This is a genomic window from Burkholderia sp. AU19243 (genome assembly GCF_018148075.1).
GTDB classification, from domain to species: domain Bacteria; phylum Pseudomonadota; class Gammaproteobacteria; order Burkholderiales; family Burkholderiaceae; genus Burkholderia; species Burkholderia latens_A.
This window is the reverse complement of record NZ_JAGSTV010000006.1, coordinates 78,316-90,072: the sequence shown is the minus strand read 5'-3', so window position 1 is coordinate 90,072 and position 11,757 is coordinate 78,316. Positions and strand designations below refer to the sequence as shown.

The window sequence follows — 11,757 nt, the reverse complement described above, 5'->3', positions numbered from 1 at the left end:
CCTCAAAGTGACGTCGTTTTTCATGGGTGCGGGATCGATGATTGAAACCGCGCGCCGCGATCCCGGCGGCGTCGCGGCGCAAGTGGTTCGCGCCGGTCGCATCAGCGCCCCGGCAGCCGGCGCTCGTAGCTCGGCGCGTGACCGAACTGCGCGCGATACGCCTTGCTGAAGTGACACGGCGAATGGAAGCCGCACGTCGTCGTCACGCGTGCGATCGACGCATCGGTCGTGCGCAGCAAATCGCGCGCGCGTTTCAACCGCAGGGTCAGGTAATAGTGCGTCGGCGAAACGTTCAGGTACACCTTGAACATCCGCTGCAGGTGCCGCTGCGACAGCCGCACGAGCCGCGCGAGTTCCTCCAGCGACAGCGGTTCCTCGATGTTCGCCTCCATCAGCCGCACGACCTCGATCAGCTCCGCGCGCGAGAATCCGACGCGTGCATCGACCGGAATCGGCTGCGTGTCGGTCGAGCTGCGGATGCGCTCGAGGATGAACTGTTCGGACACCTGCGCGGCCAGCTGCTGGCCGAAGCGCATCCCGACGAGGTTGAGCATCAGGTCGAGCGGCGCGGTTCCGCCGGTGCACGTGAGGCGGTCGCGATCGACGACGAACAGCTCGTCGGCAAACCCGACCTGCGGAAATTCCGCATGCAGCGCGGACAGGTTTTCCCAGTGGACGGTGCAGCGATAGCCGTCGAGCAGCCCGCCGGACATCAACGCGTACGCGCCGGTACAGATGCCGCCGAGCGGCAACCCGCGTTCGGCGAGCGCCGCGAGCGTGTCGCGCGCACGGTCGTCGACGACGTCGCGGATGCGGATTCCGCCGCACACGATCATCACGTCGGGCAGGTTCGTGTAGTCGAGCGCCTGGGTCGGCCGCACGGCGATTCCATTGCTCGCATGGACCGGCGCACCGTCGAGCGAATAGATCGACCAGCGGTAATGGTCCGCACGTCCGACGTAGTTCGCCATCCGAAGCACTTCGACGGCGCTCGAGAACGCGATCATCGAAAAGTTCGGCAGCGTGAGGAAACCGAAATGGGCAAGCGACGAAACCGGTGAAACGCAAGCGGCGGGCACGGCGGCGGCGGCGGCGGACGTCACATCGGGCTCCTGACGAACGGTTGAGCAGGTTGCAGGATGCCAGCCCCCGCGGCATATGCAGCGGAGGGCCGGAGTCGAATCGGGAAGGCGGCCGGCAGACGCGCCGGCCGCCGGTGAATCAGGCTTGAACGGGCGCGCCCTTCGCGCGGAACAGCTGCTTCAGGCCCGAGAACAGCGGTGCTTTCACGGTGCCCGGCGCGCGGCCGAAGCTCTCGGTGATGCGGTCGAGAATGATCGCGAGCAGCACGACCGACAGACCGCTTTCGAAGCCAAGACCGATGTCGAGGCGCTGGATGCTCGCGAGCACGTCGTTGCCGAGGCCGCCGGCGCCGACCATCGACGCGATGATCACCATCGACAGCGCCATCATGATCGTCTGGTTCACGCCCTGCATGATCGACGGCAGCGCGTTCGGGAACTGCACCTTGTACAGCAACTGCCACGGCGTGCAGCCGAATGCCTGGCCGGCCTCGACGATCTCGCGATTCACGTGCCGGATGCCGAGGCTCGTCAGCCGCACGGCCGGCGGCATCGCGAAGATCACCGTCGACAGGATCCCCGGCACGCGGCCGAGACCGAACAGCATCGCAGCCGGAATCAGGTAGACGAATGCGGGCATCGTCTGCATCAGGTCGAGAATCGGACGCACGATCGCGGCGACCCACTTGCTCTTCGCGGCCCAGATGCCGAGCGGAATGCCGAGCACGAGGCTGATGATCGTCGACGACAGCGTGAGGCCGAGCGTGATGACCGTCTGATCCCAGAAGCCCGTCGCGAAGATCAGCAGCAACGACAGTGTGGTAAACAGCGCGAAGCGCCAGCCCACGCGCCACAAACCCACGCCGATGAAGACGGCCATCATCAGCCACATCGGAACCGCCTGCAGGCTGTGCTCGACGAATGCGGCAAGCCCTTCGATCGCGCGGCCGATCGCATCGAACGTCGCCGCGTCATGGTCGAGCAGGTAATGAACGGACTGGTCGACCCAGCTGCCGAGCGGAATCATTTCAGACATGGGAGCCTCGCGAACGCGTGATGGCCTTCAGGATGAGTGCACGGTCGACCGAGCCGCAGTAGCAGCCGTCGTCGTCGACGACGGGCAGTGCATTCGGACTCGCGACGACGCGCGCGACGACGTGTTCGAGCGACGCGTCGCGGCGAATGCTTTCGATCGGCCGCACGGACGGCGTGTCCTGGCCGATCGCCTCACGCGTGACGAAGCCGCGGATCTTGCGCTGGGCGTCGAGCACGAATGCGTATTCGGCGCTGCCGTTCAGCGTCGCCGCGACGTGCGCGGCATCGCACTTCGACACGACCGGCACGGCGCCCGTCTGCATCAGGTCCCCAGCCGTCAGGTAGCGGCTCGTGTCGATGCCGTCGAAGAATGCGCGCACGTAATCGTCGGTCGGGTTTGCGATGATGTCCTGCGGCGTGCCGACCTGCACGAGGCGGCCGCCCTCCATGATCGCGATGCGGTTGCCGATGCGCAGTGCCTCTTCGAGGTCGTGCGACACGAACATGATCGTGCGGCGCTGTTCCTTCTGCAGTTGCAGCAGCACATCCTGCATTTCGCGGCGCTTGAGCGGATCGAGCGCGGAGAATGCCTCGTCCATGATCATCAGCGACGGGTTCACGGCAAGCGCGCGGGCAAGGCCGACGCGCTGCTGCATCCCGCCGGACAGCTCGGACGGCAGCTTGTGGCAGAACGGTGCGAGACCGACCTGTTCCAGCACTTCCATCGCGCGGCGCTCGCGCTCCTTCTTGCCGACGCCCGCAACTTCGAGGCCGAACGCGGCGTTGGACACCACGGTGCGATGCGGCATCAGCGCGAACGACTGGAACACCATGCTCATGTCCTTGCGGCGCAGCGCGGTCAGCGCCGAGCGGCGGGCCGATGCGACGTCGAGCCCGTCGATCAGCACCTTGCCGGCGCTTGGATCGACCAGCCGGTTCACGAGGCGGATCAATGTGGATTTGCCGGAGCCGGACAGGCCCATCAGCACGAATATTTCGCCTTCCTGCACATTGAACGACACGTTGTGCACGCCGACCACCTGGCCGGTACGCTTGAGCACATCGTCTTTCGTCGCACCGGCGGCGAGCATGTCGAGCGCCTGTTGCGGGTTGCTTCCAAACACCTTGCACAGACCTTCGACCACGACCTTGGGGGCATCCATCGAAACCTTCTCCTCGTGTAGCGGGGACTCACGCGTGTTCCTAGCGTGCCTACATAGTTGCCAGAAAAAACCCCGACCTGCCGACGAATTACGACAAACGCTTGCGCAAATACGACACGCCCGACAGCCGCGCCAGGCGGGGCGCTGCGCCCGAGCGCACCTGATTGCGGCAATGCAGTACGCGCGCGCCCAACAACGACGGGCATCGCCCGCCGGCGTTGTGCGAAGCAGCGCGACACGAATGCGCGGTCGTTTTGCGACAATCGCCAGCGGGCGCGCGTCGCTTTGCGACAATTTCACGTCCGATCGGACTGAGCCGGCTGCGTCGAGCGCACAAAGCGAATGGTCGTACGAAAACATGCACCACGAACGCGCGCGAGTCATGTTTTCGACCGCGCCGGCAACCCAGAAAATCCCGCATGGGCGCTGTGATACATTGCCGGCAGCCACACCGGTTGCGACCTCGCCGCGCACCTTTGCGCGCCGCGGCGTGCCGGCGATACACGGACGCCGGTTCGCCTGCCGGCCTTGCCGATACAGCCTCGATCGGCCGCGCGACGATCGAAGGACGATAACGAAATGAGAGAGGAAGCTAGGCGATGAATTGGGCCTTTGCCGCAATCGGTTTCATCGTGGGCGGTATCGCCGCATTGTTCGGGGATTTCCCGGCCGCCAGCGGCATGCTGCTCGGCGCGGCGCTCGGGTTCGCCATCGGCCGCGTGCTGCAACAGCGCAATCGCGAGAGCGGCGGCGCGGCGACCGGCACCTCGGCGATGCCGCCGGCGCCCCCGCCCGTGCCGCTTGCGGAGCGCGTCGCGCGCCTCGAAACGACCGTCGATGCGCTTACACGCGAGCTCGACATGCTGCGCACGCAGCTCGCCGGCACGCAGGTTACAGCGACGGCAGCAAGCGGCGCCGCGCCCGCGCCGTCAACAACGCCCGCTGCCACGCCACCGTTCCCCGTCGCGCAGCCGGCCGCCGCCAGTGCCGGCACGGCATCGTCGATATCGACGCCTGCGCCGACGCAACCGTTTGCCGCGCGCGCGAGCGAAGGGCCGGCCGCCGCCACCGCCGCTGTCACTGCCGCAGCAGAGATCGATGCACGTGCAACGACAGAACATCCTGCTACCGCGCAGCCGCGCGAGCCAGGCATCGTCGAACGCGCACTACAGGCGGCGCGCGACTGGCTGCTCGGCGGCAACACGGTGGTGCGCGTCGGCGTCATCGTGCTGTTCTTCGGCGTCGCGTTCCTGCTCAAGTACGCGGCCGACAACGACATGCTGCCGATCGAATTCCGCCTGGCCGGCACAGCACTCGCCGCGGGGGCGCTGCTCGCGATCGGCTGGCGCGTGCGCGCGCGCCGCGCCGCGTACGGCCTCGTGCTGCAAGGCGGCGGAGTCGGCATCCTGTACCTGACGATCTTCGCCGCGACCAAGCTCTACGCGCTGCTGCCAGTCGGCGCCGCGTTCCCGCTGATGGTTGCGGTATGCGCGCTGAGCGCGTTTCTCGCGGTGAAGCAGAATGCGCTGCCGCTCGCGTTCATGGGAAGTGCCGGCGGCTTTCTCGCGCCCGTACTGCTGTCGACCGGGCACGGCAGCCACATCGCACTGTTCAGCTATTACGCGCTGCTGAACGCCGGCATCTTCGCGATCGCATGGTTCAAGGCGTGGCGGCCGCTGAACCTGCTCGGGTTCGTGTTCACGTTCACGATCGGCTCGGCATGGGGCGTGACCGCTTATCGCCCCGAGCTGTTCGCCACCACCGAGCCGTTCCTGATCCTGTTCTTCCTGATGTATGCCGGCATCGCGCTGCTGTACGCGATCAAGCGCGAGCTGGCGCTGCGCCACTACGTGGACGGCACGCTCGTGTTCGGCACGCCGATCGTCGCGACTGCGCTTCAGGCATCCCTCGTGAAGGACATGCCGTTCGCGCTCGCGTGGAGCGCGGTCGCACTGTCGGCGTTTTACGTGGCGGTGGCCGCATGGCTTTCGAGGCGCCGCGATCGGCTCGGGCTGCTGTTCGAATCGATGCTCGCGCTCGCGGCGATCTTCGCGACGCTCGCGGTGCCGCTCGCATTCTCGGGGCCGACAACGAGCGCCGCGTGGGCCATCGAAGGCGCGGCCGTCGTGTGGCTGGGCGTGCGCCAGAAACGCGTGCTGGCGTTCGGCTTCGGCCTTGCGATGCAGCTCGCCGCGGCCGGCGCGTTCTTCACGAGCCTGCTCGGGCCGGCCGATACGAACGCGCTGCCGGTGCTCAACAGTGGATACATCGCGATGCTGCTGATCGCACTCGCCGGGTTATTTACCGGCTGGTGGCTGCACGGGCGCGGGGAGGCGCGCGCGTGGCATCCGTGGATGCCGGACCTCGGCATAGCCGCCGCTGCGTGGGGGCTGCTGTGGTGGCTGAGCGGCGGGCTGCACGAGATCCTCGTCTATGCGAGCCGCCACGTCGACCTGCATGCGGACCGCTTCGTCGTCGATGCAACCGCGCTGTTCGCCGCGGCCACCGCGTGGCTCGCGCACGTCGCACGCCGCAAGCTCGCATGGCCGATCGCCGAATGGCCGGCGCTCGCGCTGACGCCGGTGCTCGCGTTGCTCGCATTGCGTGCGTTCGATTCGCATCAACCGCCGCTGTCCGGCATCGGCGCATTCGCATGGCCGGCCGCCGTCATTGCATGCTATGCGCTGCTGCTGCGTCAGTCGCGCGGCGCAGCGGCCGCCGGGTCGGCGGCGGGCGGCGCCGGGTCGGCGACGGCCGGCGCCGGCACATCAGCCACATCAGCCACGTCGGCCGTAACATCCATCCCGACGCCGGTCATCGCGCCGCTGCACACGCTGATGTTCTGGACGTTGTGCGGCCTGTGCTCGCTCGAAGGGTTCTGGCGCCTGCGCGCGTTCGTGCCTGAAGGCGCATGGAGCTGGAGCGCGTGGGCCTACGGCTTCGGCGCGCTGCTTCTGCTGGTGTCCGGCCCCGGCTCGCGCCTGCGCTGGCCGGTCGCGGCATTCCCGCGTGCGTATCAGTTATGGGGCGCCGCGCCGCTCGCCGCGCTGTTGTGGCTGTGGAGCATCGCCAGCACCGCAAGCGACGGCGATGCGTCGCCGCTGTTATGGTTGCCGCTGCTCAACCCGCTCGATGTCGCGCAGTTGCTGATCTTCGTCGCGTTCGCCGCCTGGCTGCGCCGCGTGAAGACGCTCGACGTCAACATACATCCGCTCGCGTCCGGGCTTGCGGTGCTCGCGATCGCTTTCCTGTGGTTCAACGCGCTGCTGCTGCGCACGCTGCATCACTGGACGGGCGTGCCGTATACAGTCGAAGCGATGGCGGCATCGACGCTCGTGCAGGCGTCCGTTTCCGTCTACTGGACGCTCTGCGCGCTTGCGACGACGATCTGGGCCACGCGTCGCGGCTTGCGTCCTCTGTGGTTCGTCGGCGCGGCACTGCTCGCGCTCACCGTGATCAAACTGTTCCTGTTCGACCTGTCGCACGTCACCGGCATCGAACGCATCGTGTCGTTCATCGGCATCGGTGTGCTGCTGCTGTTGATCGGCTATTTCTCGCCGCTGCCGCCAAAGGCCGCGGCCCCCCGGAACGGCACCCGACCATGAAACGATTCGCAGCCCTGCTCGGTTTGAGCCTGCTGACGTCGTTCGCGGCAGCGGGCGGCACACCCGGCGCCGAACGCGTCGCACGACGCTTCGCACTCGACCTCGACGGCAGCGCCGCGTATTACCAGCTCACCGTGCCGCAAGCCGTGTATGCAGCCAGCCGGCGCAGCGATCTCGGCGACGTGCGCATCTTCAACGCCGCAGGCGAGCCCGTCCCGTATTCGCTCGACGCACCGGCAGCGGCCGCCGTGCCGCCGTCGCGCATGCCCGCGCACTGGTTTCCGCTGCCGCCGCCGCGCACCGACGACGGTCATGCGCCGCTCGGCGTGTCGGTCGCACCGGACGGTTCGCTGCGCGCGGCCGCCACCGCGCCGCTGCACGCGAAGCACGCGGCCGATCTCGTCGACCTGTCGCATGCGGACGGCGAAGTCGGCGCGCTGCTCGTGCACGTGAGCGACGCCAGCTATCAAGGGCGCGTCGCCGTCGAAGCGAGCGACGACCTGCGCAGCTGGCGCGCACTCGGCACCACGCAACTGCTCAAAGTCGGGCGCGGCAACGACATGCTGGTGCAGGAGCGCATCGCGCTCGAAGGCACGGTGCCGCGCTACGTACGGCTCGGCTGGCTCGACGGTGTACCCGCGATCGAGTCGATCGACATCGAAACGCAGCCGCGCGATGCGCGCACGGCCGACACCGCGGCGGTGCCGCGCCAATGGCGCGACGCCGTGCGCGTGCGGGCAGGCGGCGCACCCGGCGAGTATCTGTTCGACACCGACGGTGCATATCCCGTCGATCGGGTGCGCATCGACCTGCCGCAGCCAAACACGGTTGCGCGCGCAACGCTGCAGAGCCGCGCCGACGCGCAGACGCCGTGGCGCGACGTCGCCGGCGCGGTGCTGTTCCGGCTGCAGGGCAACGGCGGCGAGCAGCGCAACGCGCCGCTGGCGTTCGCGCCGGACAGCGATCGCGCGTGGCGGATCGTCGTCGACATGCGCAACGGCGGCTTCGGCGGCGGCCAGCCGGCCGTCGCGGTTGGCTGGCATCCTGCCGCGCTGACCTTCGTCGCGCGCGGCACGGCGCCGTTCACGCTCGGCGTCGGCAATGCGTCGCTGTCGTCGTCGGCCGTGAGTCGCGACGCGCTGCTGGTCGGGATGGCGCCGGAAGTGCGGCCCGCGCGCGTCGGCGACGCGTTGCCGGCATCGCCGATGCAGCCGGATTTGCTCAACGATGCGGATGCGACACGCCGCTACGTGCTGTGGGGCGCGCTTGTGGTGGCGGTCGGTGTGCTCGGCACGATCGCATTGCGCGTCGCGCGCGGCGGCACCGGCACACGCAAGCGCGACGAATAGGGTATCCCGATCGTGCAGCGGCCGCTGCGTGGCGCGCGTCCGAGCATCGCGCCCCGCTTCGCCGGCGCAGGACGAAAAAAAGCCCCGCCTGCATCCGCGTGGCGGGGCCAACCCATGTCAGTAGAGACATCATGGAGGAGACAGGCCCATCTTATCGAGCCCGGCGCGCCGCCCCAACCAAGCTTTTCTGCTATTCATCTGCTTCGCCGCGCGTACACTCGCCCCGCATGCAGCGCATATCGATAGAACGAAAAGTCGTTTTCACAGTGGCGGCGGGGTCGTTACCATCTGGTTTTAAGCCTGTGCTTAGCCGGGCAAGCCACCCCAAGGAGCGCCCCTTGACTGCATTCGATCAACACCGCCGCCCGTTCGTGGTCGGCATCGGCGGCACCACCCGGGCCGCGTCGTCGACCGAGCGCGCGCTTTCGTTCGCGCTGCGCGGCGCACAGGCCGCCGGCGCACGCACGCGCCTGTTCGACGGCCCGTTCCTGCATACGCTGCCGCACTACGCCCCCGAGCATAAAACGCTGACCGACTCGCAGCGCGAACTGATCGACACCGTGCGCGAAGCCGACGCAATCATCATTGCGACGCCCGGTTATCACGGCGGCGTTTCAGGTCTCGTGAAGAACGCACTCGACACGCTCGAGGAACTGCGCGCCGACGAGCGCCCGTATCTCGACGGCCGCGCGGTCGGCCTGATCGTCACCGCGTACGGCTGGCAGGCCGCGGGCACCGTGCTTACGTCGCTGCGTTCGATCGTGCATGCTTTGCGCGGCTGGCCGACGCCGTTCGGCGCCACCGTGAATACGCTCGAAACGCGCTTCGACAGTGCCGACAGCTGCTCGGACCCGAAAGTCGTCGCGCAGCTCGAGACCGTCGGCGCGCAGGCGGCCGAATTCGCGCTCGCGTTCGCATCGCATCGTGCGGCCACGCACGCCGCATCGGTCGATGCGCTCGCGCCCGTGCTGAAGATCGCCAATCAGTAACGCCCGCCTTTGCACCGCCCGCACCCGGCCGGCGACGCTCGCCGCGTGCTGGCGGCGCGCATCCGGCCCTCCGGCCGGCGCGCACTGCCCCGACACCCGCACGCATCCCGGTTTCCCGCCCGATAACAATTCGGCTCGCCACGTGATTTGCATTGGCCGAAAGATTGGTTCACGCGGACCGCGGGTTTTCGTACGCTGAAAGCCCGTACTTGCTATGTGCCCGCCATGAACCGCACGATCCGCTACAAGGGCTACGAAGTCGCCCCCGCCGCCGCCCGGCTGCCGAATGGGCTGTTCGCCGCGAACCTGACGATCGAGAAGGCAAGCGGCGGCCCGTCGCCGCGCGCCGTGTCGTTCGACGCCATCGACTTCTTCTTCGAAGAGGAACACGCGCTCGCGTATGCGTCCCGCTGGGGACGCCTGTGGGTCGATACGCAAGCGTAAACGCCGCGCGCGGCGGCGCGGACGGCCGCACGAAAATGCGCGATTACGGAAGCTATGCAAGAATCTTTCGTCTCGTAATCGCATAACAACAGCCATGTCCGACACGCTGCAGCACGAACATGCGGCGGCAGATCACGCAATGCGCAACTGGACCTTCGAGCATCCGGGCCCAATCCGGATCGGTTCCGATGCGCACAGGCAAATGTTCTGCCGCATGCTGCTCGACACGCACAACCCGTACAAGCCGGCCGTCATCGATTGGCCGCCGCTCAAGCCCGACGAACTCAAGCGGCTCACGTCGCTGCCGATCTGGGACATTGCCGTGCAAACGGAAGGCCGCGCGTCGATCCGCGTTGCCACGTTCGCGGCCACCGTCGACGATCCGCTGCTGCGCCGCGCGCTCGAGATGGACGGCGGCGAGGAGGCCCGGCACAAGGTCGTGCTGTCGAAGCTCGTCGAGGCATACGGGATCGATCTCGCCCCCGAACCGCCCTATCCGGCGCCGAAGGATCCCGAATGGGCGTGGATGGTGACCGGCTTCAGCGAATGCATCGACAGCTTCTTCGCATTCGGCCTGTTCCGTTCCGCGCAGCGCTCCGGCTATTTCCCGACCGAACTCGTCGATACCTTCGAACCCGTGATCCAGGAGGAAGGTCGCCACATCCTGTTTTTCGTGAACTGGTATGCGTGGTACTGGCGCAACCTGCCGTGGTGGCGTCGGCCGTGGTTCTTCGCACGCGTCGCGGCCGTGTGGGCGTTCCTGATTCGCGAGCGCGTCAGCATCGCGCGCGGCATCGACGCCGACGGCGTCGCCCGCGACGCGAACTTCCCGGCGACGAGCACGGCGGACATCGGCGAATCGCTTAACCCGCGCGAGCTGATCGAGTTGTGCCTCGTCGAGAACGAGCGCCGTATGGCCGGCTACGACAAACGGTTGCTGCGTCCGATGTTCGTACCACGCATGGCGCGCCTCGCGCTGCGCTTCATGCGGAAGTAGCGCTGCGGCGGCCCGTAGCGGGCCGAGGCGCGAATGCCAATCGCGCGCGGCGGTCTGCTTCGGTGCCGGAACTGGGCGGCGGGAGCGGGTTTCGCCCCTGCCGTCATCCGCGCCCGTCCATCGAATCGATACGCGCGCCCGCCGCAAATCTTACCGCCGCAGATTGACTCGGCCGGCGCCGACGTTGCAAGGGTGCAGCGGCCCGCCGGGCACGACTGCACGCGCATCGCACGTTGCACGTCCGTTCCCGGCTCCGGCGGACTGCATCCGCGCCCGAGCCGGACAGCGTCGTCGGCGTGGAGCGGATCCGACATTCCCCTACGTCCCCCCGTAACACCGACCTTCCGCTTCACATGCAAACGATTGCGAAAGTCGGTCGCCGCCGCAATGGCCGCGCATGCGGGCCGCCCGCGCCAGGCGCCACAGAGGCCTCGGCTCATCGCCGAACCTGAACCCGCATATGAATGCCGCCTTTGCGCGCTATTCGATAGCCGAATCCCGTTCACGGCACCGATGCGCTCGTTGCATTTTTTTACAACTTCATGAAAGCGGGGGCAACGAAACGCCCGTCCGACGGGCAACTGGGACCGATGCGATGCGCAAATCGGCACACTCGGGCAATACGCCTTTAACTTTTATTCCATTTTAGAGATACGCACTGAATCCGACGAAAACCATCCATAAAACAAAAATATAATAAGTTAATAGATACGCAAAACCATTATCAACTAGCATGACAGAAATCTTACAGAACAGAAAGAAATCTCGGTTGCGCAAACGTTTGCGCTCGAATTCGTCGTACTTTTCTGATGTTCGTGAGTGGCCAAAGAGACCCCAAAACATAATAAGGCATTGATTTTTAAGGATTTTCACACCAATCCTCGCGTTGAGAAGCCGCCCACCCTCAACTCTCTACGAGTTATCGACTTAACGACCCCTCAATACATCAAAGCGCGATTCATTAACCATTCTTTAACTTTTCCGACCAGCAATTTTTCACTGTTTATCAATCTCAAAATAACGCCTCCAATAAACTCCGCCCATCATTTTTGAGATTCGCGCGGCGCACGGCAGATTCATCTAACGAAAGAGA

Annotated in this window: 7 protein-coding genes and 1 pseudogene; 5 read left to right on the top strand and 3 right to left on the bottom strand. The window is 66.6% G+C overall.

From position 1 onward, the window contains the following. Positions 1 to 101: 101 nt before the first annotated feature. From KDW55_RS13525 to KDW55_RS13515, 3 genes and pseudogenes are all read right to left on the bottom strand, one after another. A complete protein-coding gene (locus KDW55_RS13525; RefSeq protein WP_040138663.1) occupies positions 102 to 1,103 on the bottom strand; it encodes a GlxA family transcriptional regulator in 1,002 nt (333 codons plus the stop codon). A 118-nt stretch (positions 1,104 to 1,221) separates the two neighbouring features. Beyond that, positions 1,222 to 2,118 (bottom strand): choline ABC transporter permease subunit, encoded by an 897-nt coding sequence (gene choW, locus KDW55_RS13520; protein ID WP_040138664.1) that lies wholly within the window; start codon positions 2,116 to 2,118, stop codon positions 1,222 to 1,224. Then, positions 2,111 to 3,403, bottom strand: a pseudogene (locus KDW55_RS13515) (glycine betaine/L-proline ABC transporter ATP-binding protein); the annotation flags it as partial. The pseudogene KDW55_RS13515 and the gene choW, both read right to left, overlap by 8 nt. A gap of 476 nt (positions 3,404 to 3,879) precedes the next feature. Between KDW55_RS13515 and KDW55_RS13510 the strand changes: the two are divergent. From KDW55_RS13510 to KDW55_RS13490, 5 genes are all read left to right on the top strand, one after another. After that, on the top strand, positions 3,880 to 6,885 hold the full coding sequence (locus KDW55_RS13510) for a DUF2339 domain-containing protein (RefSeq protein ID WP_212197973.1): 3,006 nt from the start codon (positions 3,880 to 3,882) through the stop codon (positions 6,883 to 6,885). Next, a complete protein-coding gene (locus tag KDW55_RS13505) occupies positions 6,882 to 8,234 on the top strand; it encodes a DUF3999 domain-containing protein (RefSeq protein WP_040138667.1) in 1,353 nt (450 codons plus the stop codon). The genes KDW55_RS13510 and KDW55_RS13505 overlap by 4 nt, the downstream gene beginning before the upstream one ends. 338 nt (positions 8,235 to 8,572) lie before the next feature. Further along, entirely contained in the window at positions 8,573 to 9,223 is a 651-nt protein-coding gene (locus KDW55_RS13500) for an NAD(P)H-dependent oxidoreductase (protein ID WP_040138668.1), read from the top strand. A 225-nt stretch (positions 9,224 to 9,448) separates the two neighbouring features. Then, positions 9,449 to 9,667, top strand: a complete 219-nt coding sequence (locus KDW55_RS13495; protein ID WP_006749916.1) for a hypothetical protein — start codon at positions 9,449 to 9,451, stop codon at positions 9,665 to 9,667. A gap of 94 nt (positions 9,668 to 9,761) precedes the next feature. Further along, on the top strand, positions 9,762 to 10,664 hold the full coding sequence (locus KDW55_RS13490) for a hypothetical protein (RefSeq protein ID WP_059544555.1): 903 nt from the start codon (positions 9,762 to 9,764) through the stop codon (positions 10,662 to 10,664). Positions 10,665 to 11,757: the final 1,093 nt, after the last annotated feature.